This window comes from Cytobacillus sp. FSL R5-0569, from assembly GCF_038007265.1.
GTDB classification, from domain to species: domain Bacteria; phylum Bacillota; class Bacilli; order Bacillales; family Cytobacillaceae; genus Cytobacillus; species Cytobacillus kochii.
In genome coordinates this window covers 89491-108208 of the sequence record NZ_JBBOWW010000001.1, presented here as the reverse complement: position 1 = coordinate 108208, position 18718 = coordinate 89491, and the positions used below count along the sequence as shown (strand labels likewise).

Below are 18718 nucleotides of genomic sequence, written 5' to 3'. Positions count from 1 at the left end.
ATTGATTAGCGTGTACCTTCTCTCTAACATTTCATTATTTTTGTGCAGTGCCAGTTGGTTCGGCTGTTTTTACGACAAATTCGCCTTCCTCAACATCGATTACTACTTCTTGACCAGTAAGCACTTTTCCTCTTAATAATTCCTCAGATAAGCGATCTTCAATATGCTTTTGGATCGCTCTTCTAAGCGGTCTTGCACCATACTCTGGATCGTAGCCTTCTTCTGAGATTTTTACCTTAGCAGATTCAGATAGGGATAATGTAATATCCTGTTCTTTTAAACGGTTCGTTAAGGCATCGGACATGAGTGTAACAATCTCTTGCAGATGCTTTCTTTCTAATGCATGGAAGACAATAATCTCATCGATACGGTTTAAGAATTCAGGTCTGAAGGCCTTTTTCAATTCCTCCATAACCTTGCCTTTCATATCTTTGTAATCATGCTCATCATCTTGAATATTGAAGCCTACATATTTATTACGCTTAAGTGCTTCGGCACCAACATTTGACGTCATGATAAGCACCGTGTTTCGGAAATCGACTGTACGTCCTTTAGAATCTGTTAACCGTCCATCTTCCAAGACTTGCAGAAGAATGTTAAATACATCCGGATGGGCTTTCTCAATTTCATCTAATAAGACAACTGAATACGGTTTTCTACGTACTTTCTCAGTTAATTGGCCTCCTTCTTCAAATCCAACATAACCTGGAGGTGAACCAACTAATCTAGATGTGGAGTGTTTCTCCATATACTCAGACATATCGATGCGAATCATCGCTTCCTCATCACCGAACATCGCTTCAGCTAAGGCACGAGCAAGTTCTGTTTTACCCACACCTGTTGGACCTAGGAAAACGAAAGAACCAATTGGTCTCTTCGGATCTTTAAGACCGGCTCTTGCCCGTCTAACTGCTTTAGAGATCGCCTTTACTGCTTCCTCTTGGCCAATTACGCGCGAATGTAAGATTTCTTCTAAATTCAATAGTTTTTCGGTCTCAGTTTGTGCCAATTTAGTAACTGGAATTCCTGTCCAGTTAGAAACGACATTGGCAATATCCTCTACCGTCACTTCACTATTTTCTTTCCCTTGCTTTTCTTTCCATGTTTTCTTAGTTTCTTCTAACTTTTCTCTTAATCTTTGTTCATTGTCTCTTAAAGATGCTGCTTTCTCAAACTCTTGACTTTGAACAGCTGCATCCTTTTCTTTTCTTACATCTTCTAATTTAACTTCTAACTCCTTGAGATTCGGAGGCGTTGTATAAGAACGTAGGCGAACTTTTGAACCTGCTTCATCAATTAAATCAATCGCTTTATCTGGTAAGAAACGATCAGAGATATAACGATCTGATAATTTAACTGCCGCATCGATGGCTTGATCCGTAATTGTCACACGGTGATGGGCTTCATAACGGTCACGTAGTCCTTTTAAAATTTGTACGGACTCATCTGCAGTCGGCTCATCAACCGTAATTGGTTGGAACCTACGCTCAAGCGCTGCATCCTTCTCAATATATTTGCGATACTCATCTAGCGTCGTCGCTCCAATACACTGTAGCTCTCCACGCGCAAGTGATGGCTTTAGAATATTTGATGCATCAATCGCACCTTCTGCTCCACCAGCACCAATTAATGTATGCAATTCATCGATGAACAAAATAATGTTGCCCGCCTGACGAATTTCGTCCATCACTTTCTTCAAGCGATCCTCAAATTCACCACGGTATTTAGTACCTGCAACTACCGTACCCATATCTAAAGTCATTACACGTTTATCACGTAGCGTCTCCGGCACTTCATTATTTATGATCTGTTGAGCTAGGCCTTCTGCTATCGCAGTCTTACCCACACCAGGTTCTCCAATTAATACGGGGTTATTTTTTGTTCTTCTGCTTAATACTTCAATTACACGTTGAATCTCTTTACTACGTCCAATAACTGGATCTAAGCTTCCTTCACGTGCAATGGCAGTTAAATCTCTCGCTAAACCATCTAGTGTTGGTGTATTTGCATTGGCTGAAGAGCTGCCTTGATGCCCGTTAGACTCGCTACTACCAAGTAATTGTAGTACTTGCTGTCTTGCCTTATTTAAACTTACGCCAAGGTTATTAAGTACTCTTGCAGCTACACCCTCACCTTCTCTAATTAAACCAAGTAAAATGTGCTCAGTTCCCACATAGGAATGGCCCAATTTTCTTGCTTCATCCATTGATAATTCAATTACTTTTTTTGCTCTTGGTGTATAATGCGGTGTTTGGGAGGCCTCTTGCCCTCTACCTATTAGATTTTCAACTTCCGTTTGAATTTTTTCTGAACCTAGACCTAAGGCATAAAGTGCTTTAGCGGCAATTCCTTCACCTTCACTTACTAACCCTAGAAGTATATGCTCAGTCCCAATATTGTTATGTCCTAAGCGAATGGCTTCTTCCTGTGCTAATGCTAATACTTTTTGTGCTCTCTCAGTAAAACGTCCAAACATCATCTATCATCATCCTCCCAACTCTTGATCTTCCATTTTTAATCTTTCTCGAATAAGAGAAGCTCTACGAATATCCCGTTCAAACGGTCGTAATGGGCCTCCAGCATATTGCTGTAAAAATCCTGGTTGTGTTAAAACCATTAATTCATTTAATATATTTTTTGATATGCCTTGTATATAGTCCATGTCTATTCCAAGGCGAACATCCGATAAACATCTAGCCGCTTCTTTTGATTCAATGATTCGGCTATTAGATAAAATACCATAGGATCTGAAGACTCTATCTTCTAATTGTATGTTAGAGGTTTTCGCTAATGCTTCTCTTGCTGACCTTTCCTGCGAAATTAATTGCTCCACAACACTTTTTAAATCCTCAGCAATATCTTCTTCTGATTTCCCTAATGTGATTTGGTTAGAAACTTGAAAGATATTACCTAATGCTTCGCTACCTTCTCCATAAATTCCTCTAACAACTAATCCAAGTTGGTTAATTGCTGGAATGATTCTATTCATTTGATGAGTTAATACTAATCCTGGTAAATGCATCATGACAGATGCTCTGAGACCTGTACCGACATTCGTTGGGCAACTAGTTAAATACCCTACCTGTTCATCATATGCATAATCAATCTCAGTTTCTAACCAATCATCAATTTGGTTTGCAACTTCTAATGCTTCTGATAATTGGAAGCCTGGAAATAAACACTGTATACGTATATGATCTTCTTCATTCAACATAATGCTAACCTCTTCATTTTCAGTAAGTAGGCAGGCACCATGACTAGCGTTTTCTGCTAAATGAGGACTAATCAAATGTTTTTCCATCAGCACCCTTTTTTGCAATGGTTGTAAATCATCCATTTGCAATAACGAAAAGTCACCATAAGTATCAAAAGTCGATTTTTCCATTCTTGCTTTAATGATCTCTATCACACGTTTAGCTTCATCATGGGAAAAGATTGTTGGAAAATTAACCTGTTTAATATTGCGAGCTAAACGAATTCTAGAACTAAGTACTATATCAGAATCAGGACCTTCTGCACTCATCCAAGAGCTGACAGCCTGATTGATAAACCTTTCTAAAGACAAGTTCATTCCCCTCCCTCTAGATGGTTTTTCATTTCTTTTTCCAATTGACGTATTGCATCTCTTGTCTCTGCTGCTTTTTCAAATTCCTCTTTAGTTATAAGTTCTTTCAAGTTTATTTTTAAATCCTCAATTTGCTTTTTCAAATGGATATCTCCACCCATTCTTGTAGGGATTTTTCCATTATGATTCCAATTACCACTATGAAGCCTTTTAATAATTGGCTTTAACTGTGCTCGGAAAGATTCATAACAGTGGGCACATCCGAATTTCCCGACTTTAACAAATTGAGGAAAGGTCATCGAGCATTGCTCACACTGTACTACCTGCGCTTGTTTATTTAACTGAGCTTGGTTATTTGCATAACTTGTATCTATATTAAATAATCCGCTCAATAGATTATTAATAGAAAATCCAGATCCATTATTTAACATAAACATATCCCCATGTTCTTGGGCACATTTTTCACATAAATGGAACTCAGCCTTTTCGCCATTCATAATTTTTGTAAAATGTAGAGTCGCAGGTCTCTGATTACATTCTTGGCATATCATCTGTTTCACCCCTCCATACTTTACAGCCTACTTATATTTCAATGTATTTAGCATCGCAACAAGCATCCTTGCTCTTAACTCATCCCTATAGGGTAACTCTAAGTAAAGAACTGAACGGTCAATGACACTTAACATAATCTTCGCTTCTCGAGTAGTAATAATCTCTTCTTCAACTAATCTGTTTATAATATTTTCAGCACTATTTTGTGAAATACGATCACGTACAATCCTAATCAATTGATTAATTAAATCAACATAATCATAAGCTTGCACTTTGGTGATTCTTATATAACCACCACCGCCACGTTTACTTTCGACAGCATAGCCTTTTTCAACTGTAAACCGAGTATTTATGACGTAATTTATTTGAGATGGGACACATTGAAATTTATCAGCGATCTCGCTCCGCTTAATTTCAACAATTTCCCTTTCGCTAAGTTCCAAGACTTCTTTAAGATATTTTTCAATAATATCTGATATATTTTTCACCCGGCCTCCCCCTATCTGACTTTGACTATATTTGACATAAATTATACATGATTTGTGTGAAATGTTGCAACGAAGTAGTATTATTAATTTTCCCCTTTTTTTCTAAATCTCAAACGTATGAAATATAGGTTCATTCATTAAATTTATATTATGTTTAGATTGTGTAGATGTTATTTGTCCATTTAAATAAACGAATTCATTATAGCACGACAAAAAAGAGCACATACAAATGATGTGCTCTTTTATATTGCCCGGCAACGTCCTACTCTCACAAGGGGACAGCCCCTAACTACCATCGGCGCTGAGAAGCTTAACTTCCGTGTTCGGTATGGGAACGGGTGTGACCTTCTCGCTATCGCCACCGGACTATGAAATTGTAAGGGAATCGTTCCCTCAAAACTAGGTAATGTTGAAGAAGATATTTATTGAGTAATCGCCTGTTTGGTTAAGTCCTCGATCGATTAGTATTAGTCAGCTACATGTGTCGCCACACTTCCACCTCTAACCTATCAACCTGATCATCTTTCAGGGATCTTACTAGCTTGCGCTATGGGAAATCTCATCTCGAGGGGGGCTTCATGCTTAGATGCTTTCAGCACTTATCCCTTCCGCACATAGCTACCCAGCGATGCCTTTGGCAAGACAACTGGTACACCAGCGGTGCGTCCATCCCGGTCCTCTCGTACTAAGGACAGCTCCTCTCAAATTTCCTGCGCCCACGACGGATAGGGACCGAACTGTCTCACGACGTTCTGAACCCAGCTCGCGTACCGCTTTAATGGGCGAACAGCCCAACCCTTGGGACCGACTACAGCCCCAGGATGCGATGAGCCGACATCGAGGTGCCAAACCTCCCCGTCGATGTGGACTCTTGGGGGAGATAAGCCTGTTATCCCCGGGGTAGCTTTTATCCGTTGAGCGATGGCCCTTCCATGCGGAACCACCGGATCACTAAGCCCGACTTTCGTCCCTGCTCGACTTGTAGGTCTCGCAGTCAAGCTCCCTTGTGCCTTTACACTCTACGAATGATTTCCAACCATTCTGAGGGAACCTTTGGGCGCCTCCGTTACTCTTTAGGAGGCGACCGCCCCAGTCAAACTGCCCACCTGACACTGTCTCCCATCCCGATAAGGGATGTGGGTTAGAATTTCAATACAGCCAGGGTAGTATCCCACCGACGCCTCCACCGAAGCTAGCGCTCCGGCTTCTAAGGCTCCTACCTATCCTGTACAAGCTGTACCAAAATTCAATATCAGGCTACAGTAAAGCTCCACGGGGTCTTTCCGTCCTGTCGCGGGTAACCTGCATCTTCACAGGTACTATAATTTCACCGAGTCTCTCGTTGAGACAGTGCCCAGATCGTTACGCCTTTCGTGCGGGTCGGAACTTACCCGACAAGGAATTTCGCTACCTTAGGACCGTTATAGTTACGGCCGCCGTTTACTGGGGCTTCGATTCAAAGCTTCGCGTGAGCTAACCTCTCCTCTTAACCTTCCAGCACCGGGCAGGCGTCAGCCCCTATACTTCGCCTTGCGGCTTCGCAGAGACCTGTGTTTTTGCTAAACAGTCGCCTGGGCCTATTCACTGCGGCTCATCAAGGCTTTAACACCCTAATGAGCACCCCTTCTCCCGAAGTTACGGGGTCATTTTGCCGAGTTCCTTAACGAGAGTTCTCTCGCTCACCTTAGGATTCTCTCCTCGCCTACCTGTGTCGGTTTGCGGTACGGGCACCTTATTCCTCGCTAGAGGCTTTTCTTGGCAGTGTGGAATCAAGAACTTCGGTACTAAATTTCCCTCGCTATCACAGCTCAAGGTATGTGACCATGGGATTTGCCTCATGGTCCCTCTAACTGCTTAGACGCACATCCAATAGTGCGCTTACCCTATCCTCCTGCGTCCCCCCATCACTCAAACAGAATACGGTGGTACAGGAATATCAACCTGTTGTCCATCGCCTACGCTTTTCAGCCTCGGCTTAGGTCCCGACTAACCCTGAGCGGACGAGCCTTCCTCAGGAAACCTTAGGCATTCGGTGGATGGGATTCTCACCCATCTTTCGCTACTCATACCGGCATTCTCACTTCTAAGCGCTCCACCAGTCCTTACGGTCTAGCTTCAACGCCCTTAGAACGCTCTCCTACCACTGAACATCAACGATGTTCAATCCACAGCTTCGGTGATACGTTTAGCCCCGGTACATTTTCGGCGCGGAGTCACTCGACCAGTGAGCTATTACGCACTCTTTAAATGGTGGCTGCTTCTAAGCCAACATCCTGGTTGTCTAAGCAACTCCACATCCTTTTCCACTTAACGTATACTTTGGGACCTTAGCTGGTGGTCTGGGCTGTTTCCCTCTTGACTACGGATCTTATCACTCGCAGTCTGACTCCCATGGATAAATCTTTGGCATTCGGAGTTTGTCTGAATTCGGTAACCCGATGAGGGCCCCTAGTCCAAACAGTGCTCTACCTCCAAGATTCTTACGCATGAGGCTAGCCCTAAAGCTATTTCGGAGAGAACCAGCTATCTCCAAGTTCGATTGGAATTTCTCCGCTACCCACACCTCATCCCCGCACTTTTCAACGTACGTGGGTTCGGGCCTCCATCCAGTGTTACCTGGACTTCACCCTGGACATGGGTAGATCACCTGGTTTCGGGTCTACGACCACATACTCATTCGCCCTATTCAGACTCGCTTTCGCTACGGCTCCGTCTGTCCAACTTAACCTCGCATGTAATCGTAACTCGCCGGTTCATTCTACAAAAGGCACGCTATCACCCATTAACGGGCTCTAACTACTTGTAGGCACACGGTTTCAGGATCTCTTTCACTCCCCTTCCGGGGTGCTTTTCACCTTTCCCTCACGGTACTGGTTCACTATCGGTCACTAGGGAGTATTTAGCCTTGGGAGATGGTCCTCCCTGCTTCCGACGGGATTTCTCGTGTCCCGCCGTACTCAGGATCCACTCTGGAGGGAACGAAGTTTCAACTACAGGGCTTTTACCTCCTATGGCGGGCCTTTCCAGACCTCTTCGTCTATCTCGTTCCTTTGTAACTCCGTATAGAATGTCCTACAACCCCAAGAGGCAAGCCTCTTGGTTTGGGCTAATCCCGTTTCGCTCGCCGCTACTCAGGGAATCGCGTTTGCTTTCTCTTCCTCCGGGTACTTAGATGTTTCAGTTCCCCGGGTCTGCCTTCCATACCCTATGTATTCAGGTATGGATCCTATCCCATAACGGATAGGGGGTTTCCCCATTCGGAAATCTCCGGATCAAAGCTTACTTACAGCTCCCCGAAGCATATCGGTGTTAGTCCCGTCCTTCATCGGCTCCTAGTGCCAAGGCATTCACCGTGCGCCCTTATTAACTTAACCATTGTTCGGCTTGCGATAAGCTACGCATTTCGGCGTCAGCTCACTCGTCAACATCCTCATGTGCACAAGACGCACACTCCGGTGTTTCCTCGCTCGCTTCCTTGAACTGCTTGCTTCTCACAACCCTCTCGGTTGTGTTTATTAAAAAAGTTTAGTATTTTAAATCAATCTATAATATATAGAGAGAAAAAATAACTAAGGTGGCGATTACTCGGTAATCTTCTTCATTACATTATCTAGTTTTCAAAGAACAATTTGTTGGTGGAGCCTAGCGGGATCGAACCGCTGACCTCCTGCGTGCAAAGCAGGCGCTCTCCCAGCTGAGCTAAGGCCCCGTATTAAAGTTAAAATGGTGGGCCTAAATGGACTTGAACCATCGACCTCACGCTTATCAGGCGTGCGCTCTAACCAGCTGAGCTATAGGCCCACATAACTTCACGGTAAAGTATTTAATCATATCAAAGAGATTGCACTCTCAAAACTGAACGAACAGTCTAACATCAAGTTAATTCCGTATATTCCTTAGAAAGGAGGTGATCCAGCCGCACCTTCCGATACGGCTACCTTGTTACGACTTCACCCCAATCATCTGTCCCACCTTAGGCGGCTGGCTCCAAAAGGTTACCCCACCGACTTCGGGTGTTACAAACTCTCGTGGTGTGACGGGCGGTGTGTACAAGGCCCGGGAACGTATTCACCGCGGCATGCTGATCCGCGATTACTAGCGATTCCGGCTTCATGTAGGCGAGTTGCAGCCTACAATCCGAACTGAGAATGGTTTTATGGGATTGGCTAAACCTCGCGGTCTTGCAGCCCTTTGTACCATCCATTGTAGCACGTGTGTAGCCCAGGTCATAAGGGGCATGATGATTTGACGTCATCCCCACCTTCCTCCGGTTTGTCACCGGCAGTCACCTTAGAGTGCCCAACTGAATGCTGGCAACTAAGATCAAGGGTTGCGCTCGTTGCGGGACTTAACCCAACATCTCACGACACGAGCTGACGACAACCATGCACCACCTGTCACTCTGTCCCCCGAAGGGGAAAGTCCTATCTCTAGGATTGTCAGAGGATGTCAAGACCTGGTAAGGTTCTTCGCGTTGCTTCGAATTAAACCACATGCTCCACCGCTTGTGCGGGCCCCCGTCAATTCCTTTGAGTTTCAACCTTGCGGTCGTACTCCCCAGGCGGAGTGCTTAATGCGTTTGCTGCAGCACTAAAGGGCGGAAACCCTCTAACACTTAGCACTCATCGTTTACGGCGTGGACTACCAGGGTATCTAATCCTGTTTGCTCCCCACGCTTTCGCGCCTCAGCGTCAGTTACAGACCAGAAAGTCGCCTTCGCCACTGGTGTTCCTCCAAATCTCTACGCATTTCACCGCTACACTTGGAATTCCACTTTCCTCTTCTGCACTCAAGTTCCCCAGTTTCCAATGACCCTCCACGGTTGAGCCGTGGGCTTTCACATCAGACTTAAGGAACCGCCTGCGCGCGCTTTACGCCCAATAATTCCGGACAACGCTTGCCACCTACGTATTACCGCGGCTGCTGGCACGTAGTTAGCCGTGGCTTTCTGGTTAGGTACCGTCAAGGTACCGGCAGTTACTCCGATACTTGTTCTTCCCTAACAACAGAGTTTTACGATCCGAAAACCTTCATCACTCACGCGGCGTTGCTCCGTCAGACTTTCGTCCATTGCGGAAGATTCCCTACTGCTGCCTCCCGTAGGAGTCTGGGCCGTGTCTCAGTCCCAGTGTGGCCGATCACCCTCTCAGGTCGGCTACGCATCGTCGCCTTGGTGAGCCGTTACCTCACCAACTAGCTAATGCGCCGCGGGCCCATCTGTAAGTGATAGCAGAACCATCTTTCAATCTAATTATATGTATAAATAGATATTATCCGGTATTAGCCCCGGTTTCCCGGAGTTATCCCAGTCTTACAGGCAGGTTGCCCACGTGTTACTCACCCGTCCGCCGCTAATCTTTGGGAGCAAGCTCCCTCAGATTCGCTCGACTTGCATGTATTAGGCACGCCGCCAGCGTTCGTCCTGAGCCAGGATCAAACTCTCCAATAAAGTGTTTGATTAGCTCATTTGCACCTATGGTGCTTTGTTGCTGATAAATCAGCTTTTTTAGAATTACGCTTGACGTTTTACGTTCGTTCAGTTTTCAAAGAACAATCTCATTCGCTTTAGAAGCGACTTTATAATCATACAACATCTTAACTTGTTATGTCAATAACTTTTTTAAAATGTTTTTGGTGGAGCCTAGCGGGATCGAACCGCTGACCTCCTGCGTGCAAAGCAGGCGCTCTCCCAGCTGAGCTAAGGCCCCAAAAAGAGTAATAAAAATGGTCGGGAAGACAGGATTCGAACCTGCGACCCCTTGGTCCCAAACCAAGTGCTCTACCAAGCTGAGCTACTTCCCGTTTATGGCGCGCCCGAGAGGAGTCGAACCCCTAACCTTTTGATCCGTAGTCAAACGCTCTATCCAATTGAGCTACGGGCGCATCAATAAGTGGTGCCGAGGACCGGAATCGAACCGGTACGGTAGTCACCTACCGCAGGATTTTAAGTCCTGTGCGTCTGCCAGTTCCGCCACCCCGGCACTTATTGGAGCGGAAGACGGGATTCGAACCCGCGACCCTCACCTTGGCAAGGTGATGTTCTACCACTGAACTACTTCCGCAAATATTCAAAATAAAAATGGTGCGGGTGAAGGGAGTCGAACCCCCACGCCTTGCGGCGCCAGATCCTAAGTCTGGTGCGTCTGCCAATTCCGCCACACCCGCATATATAAATGGTGAGCCATGAAGGACTCGAACCTTCGACCCTCTGATTAAAAGTCAGATGCTCTACCAACTGAGCTAATGGCTCGTACAAGTGGTGCCGGCCAGAGGACTTGAACCCCCAACCTACTGATTACAAGTCAGTTGCTCTACCAATTGAGCTAGGCCGGCAAATAAACACAAAAAAATGGTGGAGGATGACGGGATCGAACCGCCGACCCTCTGCTTGTAAGGCAGATGCTCTCCCAGCTGAGCTAATCCTCCAATATGTATGCCCGGCAACGTCCTACTCTCACAAGGGGACAGCCCCTAACTACCATCGGCGCTGAGAAGCTTAACTTCCGTGTTCGGTATGGGAACGGGTGTGACCTTCTCGCTATCGCCACCGGACTATGAAATTGTAAGGGAATCGTTCCCTCAAAACTAGGTAATGTTGAAGAAGATATTTATTGAGTAATCGCCTGTTTGGTTAAGTCCTCGATCGATTAGTATTAGTCAGCTACATGTGTCGCCACACTTCCACCTCTAACCTATCAACCTGATCATCTTTCAGGGATCTTACTAGCTTGCGCTATGGGAAATCTCATCTCGAGGGGGGCTTCATGCTTAGATGCTTTCAGCACTTATCCCTTCCGCACATAGCTACCCAGCGATGCCTTTGGCAAGACAACTGGTACACCAGCGGTGCGTCCATCCCGGTCCTCTCGTACTAAGGACAGCTCCTCTCAAATTTCCTGCGCCCACGACGGATAGGGACCGAACTGTCTCACGACGTTCTGAACCCAGCTCGCGTACCGCTTTAATGGGCGAACAGCCCAACCCTTGGGACCGACTACAGCCCCAGGATGCGATGAGCCGACATCGAGGTGCCAAACCTCCCCGTCGATGTGGACTCTTGGGGGAGATAAGCCTGTTATCCCCGGGGTAGCTTTTATCCGTTGAGCGATGGCCCTTCCATGCGGAACCACCGGATCACTAAGCCCGACTTTCGTCCCTGCTCGACTTGTAGGTCTCGCAGTCAAGCTCCCTTGTGCCTTTACACTCTACGAATGATTTCCAACCATTCTGAGGGAACCTTTGGGCGCCTCCGTTACTCTTTAGGAGGCGACCGCCCCAGTCAAACTGCCCACCTGACACTGTCTCCCATCCCGATAAGGGATGTGGGTTAGAATTTCAATACAGCCAGGGTAGTATCCCACCGACGCCTCCACCGAAGCTAGCGCTCCGGCTTCTAAGGCTCCTACCTATCCTGTACAAGCTGTACCAAAATTCAATATCAGGCTACAGTAAAGCTCCACGGGGTCTTTCCGTCCTGTCGCGGGTAACCTGCATCTTCACAGGTACTATAATTTCACCGAGTCTCTCGTTGAGACAGTGCCCAGATCGTTACGCCTTTCGTGCGGGTCGGAACTTACCCGACAAGGAATTTCGCTACCTTAGGACCGTTATAGTTACGGCCGCCGTTTACTGGGGCTTCGATTCAAAGCTTCGCGTGAGCTAACCTCTCCTCTTAACCTTCCAGCACCGGGCAGGCGTCAGCCCCTATACTTCGCCTTGCGGCTTCGCAGAGACCTGTGTTTTTGCTAAACAGTCGCCTGGGCCTATTCACTGCGGCTCATCAAGGCTTTAACACCCTAATGAGCACCCCTTCTCCCGAAGTTACGGGGTCATTTTGCCGAGTTCCTTAACGAGAGTTCTCTCGCTCACCTTAGGATTCTCTCCTCGCCTACCTGTGTCGGTTTGCGGTACGGGCACCTTATTCCTCGCTAGAGGCTTTTCTTGGCAGTGTGGAATCAAGAACTTCGGTACTAAATTTCCCTCGCTATCACAGCTCAAGGTATGTGACCATGGGATTTGCCTCATGGTCCCTCTAACTGCTTAGACGCACATCCAATAGTGCGCTTACCCTATCCTCCTGCGTCCCCCCATCACTCAAACAGAATACGGTGGTACAGGAATATCAACCTGTTGTCCATCGCCTACGCTTTTCAGCCTCGGCTTAGGTCCCGACTAACCCTGAGCGGACGAGCCTTCCTCAGGAAACCTTAGGCATTCGGTGGATGGGATTCTCACCCATCTTTCGCTACTCATACCGGCATTCTCACTTCTAAGCGCTCCACCAGTCCTTACGGTCTAGCTTCAACGCCCTTAGAACGCTCTCCTACCACTGAACATCAACGATGTTCAATCCACAGCTTCGGTGATACGTTTAGCCCCGGTACATTTTCGGCGCGGAGTCACTCGACCAGTGAGCTATTACGCACTCTTTAAATGGTGGCTGCTTCTAAGCCAACATCCTGGTTGTCTAAGCAACTCCACATCCTTTTCCACTTAACGTATACTTTGGGACCTTAGCTGGTGGTCTGGGCTGTTTCCCTCTTGACTACGGATCTTATCACTCGCAGTCTGACTCCCATGGATAAATCTTTGGCATTCGGAGTTTGTCTGAATTCGGTAACCCGATGAGGGCCCCTAGTCCAAACAGTGCTCTACCTCCAAGATTCTTACGCATGAGGCTAGCCCTAAAGCTATTTCGGAGAGAACCAGCTATCTCCAAGTTCGATTGGAATTTCTCCGCTACCCACACCTCATCCCCGCACTTTTCAACGTACGTGGGTTCGGGCCTCCATCCAGTGTTACCTGGACTTCACCCTGGACATGGGTAGATCACCTGGTTTCGGGTCTACGACCACATACTCATTCGCCCTATTCAGACTCGCTTTCGCTACGGCTCCGTCTGTCCAACTTAACCTCGCATGTAATCGTAACTCGCCGGTTCATTCTACAAAAGGCACGCTATCACCCATTAACGGGCTCTAACTACTTGTAGGCACACGGTTTCAGGATCTCTTTCACTCCCCTTCCGGGGTGCTTTTCACCTTTCCCTCACGGTACTGGTTCACTATCGGTCACTAGGGAGTATTTAGCCTTGGGAGATGGTCCTCCCTGCTTCCGACGGGATTTCTCGTGTCCCGCCGTACTCAGGATCCACTCTGGAGGGAACGAAGTTTCAACTACAGGGCTTTTACCTCCTATGGCGGGCCTTTCCAGACCTCTTCGTCTATCTCGTTCCTTTGTAACTCCGTATAGAATGTCCTACAACCCCAAGAGGCAAGCCTCTTGGTTTGGGCTAATCCCGTTTCGCTCGCCGCTACTCAGGGAATCGCGTTTGCTTTCTCTTCCTCCGGGTACTTAGATGTTTCAGTTCCCCGGGTCTGCCTTCCATACCCTATGTATTCAGGTATGGATCCTATCCCATAACGGATAGGGGGTTTCCCCATTCGGAAATCTCCGGATCAAAGCTTACTTACAGCTCCCCGAAGCATATCGGTGTTAGTCCCGTCCTTCATCGGCTCCTAGTGCCAAGGCATTCACCGTGCGCCCTTATTAACTTAACCATTGTTCGGCTTGCGATAAGCTACGCATTTCGGCGTCAGCTCACTCGTCAACATCCTCATGTGCACAAGACGCACACTCCGGTGTTTCCTCGCTCGCTTCCTTGAACTGCTTGCTTCTCACAACCCTCTCGGTTGTGTTTATTAAAAAAGTTTAGTATTTTAAATCAATCTATAATATATAGAGAGAAAAAATAACTAAGGTGGCGATTACTCGGTAATCTTCTTCATTACATTATCTAGTTTTCAAAGAACGATTGAATTGAGAGATTATACTCTCAAAACTGAACGAACAGTCTAACATCAAGTTAATTCCGTATATTCCTTAGAAAGGAGGTGATCCAGCCGCACCTTCCGATACGGCTACCTTGTTACGACTTCACCCCAATCATCTGTCCCACCTTAGGCGGCTGGCTCCAAAAGGTTACCCCACCGACTTCGGGTGTTACAAACTCTCGTGGTGTGACGGGCGGTGTGTACAAGGCCCGGGAACGTATTCACCGCGGCATGCTGATCCGCGATTACTAGCGATTCCGGCTTCATGTAGGCGAGTTGCAGCCTACAATCCGAACTGAGAATGGTTTTATGGGATTGGCTAAACCTCGCGGTCTTGCAGCCCTTTGTACCATCCATTGTAGCACGTGTGTAGCCCAGGTCATAAGGGGCATGATGATTTGACGTCATCCCCACCTTCCTCCGGTTTGTCACCGGCAGTCACCTTAGAGTGCCCAACTGAATGCTGGCAACTAAGATCAAGGGTTGCGCTCGTTGCGGGACTTAACCCAACATCTCACGACACGAGCTGACGACAACCATGCACCACCTGTCACTCTGTCCCCCGAAGGGGAAAGTCCTATCTCTAGGATTGTCAGAGGATGTCAAGACCTGGTAAGGTTCTTCGCGTTGCTTCGAATTAAACCACATGCTCCACCGCTTGTGCGGGCCCCCGTCAATTCCTTTGAGTTTCAACCTTGCGGTCGTACTCCCCAGGCGGAGTGCTTAATGCGTTTGCTGCAGCACTAAAGGGCGGAAACCCTCTAACACTTAGCACTCATCGTTTACGGCGTGGACTACCAGGGTATCTAATCCTGTTTGCTCCCCACGCTTTCGCGCCTCAGCGTCAGTTACAGACCAGAAAGTCGCCTTCGCCACTGGTGTTCCTCCAAATCTCTACGCATTTCACCGCTACACTTGGAATTCCACTTTCCTCTTCTGCACTCAAGTTCCCCAGTTTCCAATGACCCTCCACGGTTGAGCCGTGGGCTTTCACATCAGACTTAAGGAACCGCCTGCGCGCGCTTTACGCCCAATAATTCCGGACAACGCTTGCCACCTACGTATTACCGCGGCTGCTGGCACGTAGTTAGCCGTGGCTTTCTGGTTAGGTACCGTCAAGGTACCGGCAGTTACTCCGATACTTGTTCTTCCCTAACAACAGAGTTTTACGATCCGAAAACCTTCATCACTCACGCGGCGTTGCTCCGTCAGACTTTCGTCCATTGCGGAAGATTCCCTACTGCTGCCTCCCGTAGGAGTCTGGGCCGTGTCTCAGTCCCAGTGTGGCCGATCACCCTCTCAGGTCGGCTACGCATCGTCGCCTTGGTGAGCCGTTACCTCACCAACTAGCTAATGCGCCGCGGGCCCATCTGTAAGTGATAGCAGAACCATCTTTCAATCTAATTATATGTATAAATAGATATTATCCGGTATTAGCCCCGGTTTCCCGGAGTTATCCCAGTCTTACAGGCAGGTTGCCCACGTGTTACTCACCCGTCCGCCGCTAATCTTTGGGAGCAAGCTCCCTCAGATTCGCTCGACTTGCATGTATTAGGCACGCCGCCAGCGTTCGTCCTGAGCCAGGATCAAACTCTCCAATAAAGTGTTTGATTAGCTCATTTGCACCTATGGTGCTTTGTTGCTGATAAATCAGCTTTTTTAGAATTACGCTTGACGTTTTACGTTCGTTCAGTTTTCAAAGAACAATCTCGTTCGCTTCAGAAGCGACTTTATAATCTTATCATCCCACCAACATCATGTCAACTACTTTTTTAAAATAATTTTTGATGATTAGTTGAGTAAACTTGCTCTCTCTTGGGAACAAAAACTACTATATCACGATTGAAAAGTGTTTGCAATATAATTTTTAAAGTTTTTATTAAGAAACTTCTTTTTTTGAAAACAAACTTCAAATCCGTAATTTCAACTTCCCAACTAATCTTTTAATAAGTTTTTTCTATTGTACTATTACTTTAATTAAACAAGTAGAATCTTTATCATTAAACAGCTTTTCTTTTATCTTCTAAATTGAATACTTACAGGAAAATATACCTTTGTACCTTTACTCGTCACATAATCTACATCCAAGCAGAAACGCAAACAACAAATAGCACTTAAACCTTTCTGTTTTTCCTCTTAACACTGCTGCGTCAAAAACCACCTATTTCTAGAACGAACGACAGCCTAACCAAAGTGATTAATAAATTGCTTTTCTACCTTATTAGCTTCGTTTTCATTAGAACAAACGGTTGCCAGCTCTACGCATATTGAAAAAAAGACTTGAATATCAATTGTTTGATAATGGATTTAATACAGATGCACCCACCTTTACCTTTTCCTATATGGATCACTCTCCTTCTCTAACAATTCAATTGAAAGCAAGGAACACAATTAATAAACCCATGGCAATTAGCAAATAGTCAAAGTGAAGCAGTAAAGTTTAAAGTAACATAACTAAAAAACTAACTAATTCAGATAGTATAGCTTCTAATAAATTATCAATTTTTACTAATCATAGTACACTGCTTCATTTGTTTAAATACAATTAAAGCCAGTTGAAGTTTACTTTTGTAAACTTCAACTGGCTTTTTTCATCCATTAATATTTATTTTTGACGCATATGCGGGAACAATAACACATCTCTAATAGAAGCTGCGTTTGTTAGTAACATAACTAAACGGTCCACACCAATACCTAGTCCACCAGTTGGCGGCATTCCGTATTCTAACGCCTCAATAAAGTCGTTATCCATCATATGTGCTTCATCGTTTCCTTGCTCACGCTCTTTTAACTGCGCTTCAAAGCGTTCTTTTTGATCAATTGGATCATTAAGTTCCGTGAATGCATTAGCGTGTTCTCTAGCGACTATAAATAACTCAAAACGGTCAGTAAAACGTGGATCGTTTTCATTCTTTTTCGCAAGTGGAGAGATTTCTACCGGGTGTCCGAAAATAAAGGTAGGTTGAATTAGCTTCTCTTCTACTTTTTGTTCAAAGAATTCATTGACGATGTGACCATATTGCATATGCTCGGTAATTTCCACACCATGCTCTTTTGCAAGCGCACGCGCTTCATCAACTGATGTTTCTTTCCAGAAGTCTACACCAGTATATTCTTTAACCGCATCTACCATATGAAGCCTTTTCCACTCTGGTTTCAGATTAATTTCGTATTCACCATACTGAACAGTCGTTGAACCTAGAACTTCTTCTGCAATATGCGCAATAAGGTTCTCTGTCAAACTCATAATATCACGATAATCAGCATAAGCCTCATATAGTTCAATCATCGTAAACTCAGGATTATGTCTTGTAGACACTCCCTCATTACGGAATACACGGCCGATTTCATACACTTTCTCCATCCCACCAACAATCAGGCGTTTTAAGTGTAGTTCAATGGCAATACGCATATATAATTCCATATCCAACGCATTATGATGTGTAATAAAAGGTTTTGCTGAAGCCCCACCTGCAATAGCATGCATCATTGGTGTTTCTACTTCAAGATAACCTTGATCATCTAGATAACGTCTCATAGATTGTATAATACGACTACGAGTAATGAAGGTATGTTTACTTTCTTCGCTCATAATCAAATCTAGGTAACGCTGGCGATATCTTTGCTCCACATCTTTTAAACCATGGAATTTATCAGGTAAAGGACGTAGGGCTTTTGTTAATAATTCAAATTGTTTTGCTTTAACAGAAAGTTCCCCTACTTTTGTTTTGAAAAGAACACCCGAAACACCGACAATATCACCTAAATCAGCAGATGTAAAAACTTCATATGCTTCTTCACCAACAGCATCCTTACGAACGTATAATTGGATTTGTCCAGATAAATCTTGAATATGAGCAAAACCCGCTTTACCTTTACCGCGTTTTGTCATAATTCTACCTGCAATGGTTACAGGAATTTCTTTTTCCTCTAATTCTTCTTTTTCAAATTGAGAGTATTCCTCAACCAATTGCTGTGATTGATGTGTGCGATCAAATCTTTTTCCGAAAGGATCTACGCCTTGTTCACGAAGACTGTTCATCTTTTCACGTCTAACCACTAATTGGTCATTTAATTCTTCATGATTTTGACTCACAGATACCATCTCCATCTTAAATCTTTTATGTAGACGCCTAAGGGCGGTTTACGAAGATTTAGTATTTTATATCTCTATTATTGTACACAATACAACAACGACAGACATCTATTAAGTAAAGAAATAGAATAAAAACTGCCAGCAAGTGACTGGCAGTCGTTCATTGTTTCACAGAAATATTATA

Annotated in this window: 5 protein-coding genes, 11 tRNA genes and 6 rRNA genes; all 22 read right to left on the bottom strand. The window is 45.4% G+C overall.

The features are described 5' to 3' along the window. Window positions 1-34: 34 nt before the first annotated feature. Entirely contained in the window at window positions 35-2479 is a 2445-nt protein-coding gene (gene clpC / locus MKX78_RS00555; protein WP_095371251.1) for an ATP-dependent protease ATP-binding subunit ClpC, read from the bottom strand. A 6-nt stretch (window positions 2480-2485) separates the two neighbouring features. Continuing rightward, window positions 2486-3565: a protein arginine kinase gene (locus MKX78_RS00550; RefSeq protein ID WP_095371252.1), complete on the bottom strand. Its 1080-nt coding sequence runs from the start codon at window positions 3563-3565 to the stop codon at window positions 2486-2488. Window positions 3566-3567: 2 nt separating this feature from the next. Next, window positions 3568-4116, bottom strand: coding sequence for a UvrB/UvrC motif-containing protein (locus MKX78_RS00545; protein ID WP_095371253.1), 549 nt, complete (start codon window positions 4114-4116; stop codon window positions 3568-3570). 27 nt (window positions 4117-4143) lie between these two features. Then, window positions 4144-4605, bottom strand: coding sequence for a CtsR family transcriptional regulator (locus tag MKX78_RS00540; protein ID WP_095371254.1), 462 nt, complete (start codon window positions 4603-4605; stop codon window positions 4144-4146). A gap of 249 nt (window positions 4606-4854) precedes the next feature. Then, window positions 4855-4971 (bottom strand): 5S ribosomal RNA (gene rrf, locus MKX78_RS00535). A 75-nt stretch (window positions 4972-5046) separates the two neighbouring features. After that, a 23S ribosomal RNA gene (locus MKX78_RS00530) occupies window positions 5047-7979 on the bottom strand. Between the two features lie 259 nt (window positions 7980-8238). Beyond that, window positions 8239-8314 (bottom strand) — tRNA-Ala (locus tag MKX78_RS00525). Between the two features lie 15 nt (window positions 8315-8329). Further along, window positions 8330-8406: transfer RNA gene (locus MKX78_RS00520), tRNA-Ile, on the bottom strand. A 99-nt stretch (window positions 8407-8505) separates the two neighbouring features. Then, window positions 8506-10054, bottom strand: a 16S ribosomal RNA gene (locus MKX78_RS00515). A 183-nt stretch (window positions 10055-10237) separates the two neighbouring features. Next, window positions 10238-10313: transfer RNA gene (locus MKX78_RS00510), tRNA-Ala, on the bottom strand. A gap of 17 nt (window positions 10314-10330) precedes the next feature. Continuing rightward, a tRNA-Pro gene (locus MKX78_RS00505) sits at window positions 10331-10407 on the bottom strand. Window positions 10408-10411: 4 nt separating this feature from the next. Next, window positions 10412-10488: transfer RNA gene (locus MKX78_RS00500), tRNA-Arg, on the bottom strand. 9 nt (window positions 10489-10497) lie between these two features. After that, window positions 10498-10586, bottom strand: a tRNA-Leu gene (locus MKX78_RS00495). Window positions 10587-10592: 6 nt separating this feature from the next. Next, window positions 10593-10667 (bottom strand) — tRNA-Gly (locus MKX78_RS00490). Between the two features lie 18 nt (window positions 10668-10685). Beyond that, window positions 10686-10770, bottom strand: a tRNA-Leu gene (locus tag MKX78_RS00485). A 9-nt stretch (window positions 10771-10779) separates the two neighbouring features. Next, window positions 10780-10855, bottom strand: a tRNA-Lys gene (locus tag MKX78_RS00480). Between the two features lie 7 nt (window positions 10856-10862). After that, a tRNA-Thr gene (locus tag MKX78_RS00475) sits at window positions 10863-10938 on the bottom strand. Window positions 10939-10955: 17 nt separating this feature from the next. After that, a tRNA-Val gene (locus MKX78_RS00470) sits at window positions 10956-11031 on the bottom strand. Between the two features lie 9 nt (window positions 11032-11040). Beyond that, a 5S ribosomal RNA gene (rrf, locus tag MKX78_RS00465) occupies window positions 11041-11157 on the bottom strand. Between the two features lie 75 nt (window positions 11158-11232). Continuing rightward, a 23S ribosomal RNA gene (locus tag MKX78_RS00460) occupies window positions 11233-14165 on the bottom strand. Between the two features lie 326 nt (window positions 14166-14491). After that, window positions 14492-16040: ribosomal RNA gene (locus MKX78_RS00455) — 16S ribosomal RNA — on the bottom strand. The 16S, 23S and 5S rRNA genes sit together here with 11 tRNA genes alongside, the layout of an rRNA operon. A gap of 1003 nt (window positions 16041-17043) precedes the next feature. Continuing rightward, the gene (gene lysS / locus MKX78_RS00450) at window positions 17044-18543 is read right to left on the bottom strand and encodes a lysine--tRNA ligase (RefSeq protein WP_328200258.1); all 1500 of its coding nucleotides are present in this window, start codon (window positions 18541-18543) and stop codon (window positions 17044-17046) included. Window positions 18544-18718 lie beyond the last annotated feature (175 nt).

Bases quoted from the DNA above. Each gene is read 5' to 3' on its own strand.
- lysS (WP_328200258.1), bottom strand. From the start codon at position 18,543: ATGGTATCTGTGAGTCAAAATCATGAAGAATTAAATGACCAATTAGTG.
- clpC (WP_095371251.1), bottom strand. From the start codon at position 2,479: ATGATGTTTGGACGTTTTACTGAGAGAGCACAAAAAGTATTAGCATTA.
- MKX78_RS00545 (WP_095371253.1), bottom strand. From the start codon at position 4,116: ATGATATGCCAAGAATGTAATCAGAGACCTGCGACTCTACATTTTACA.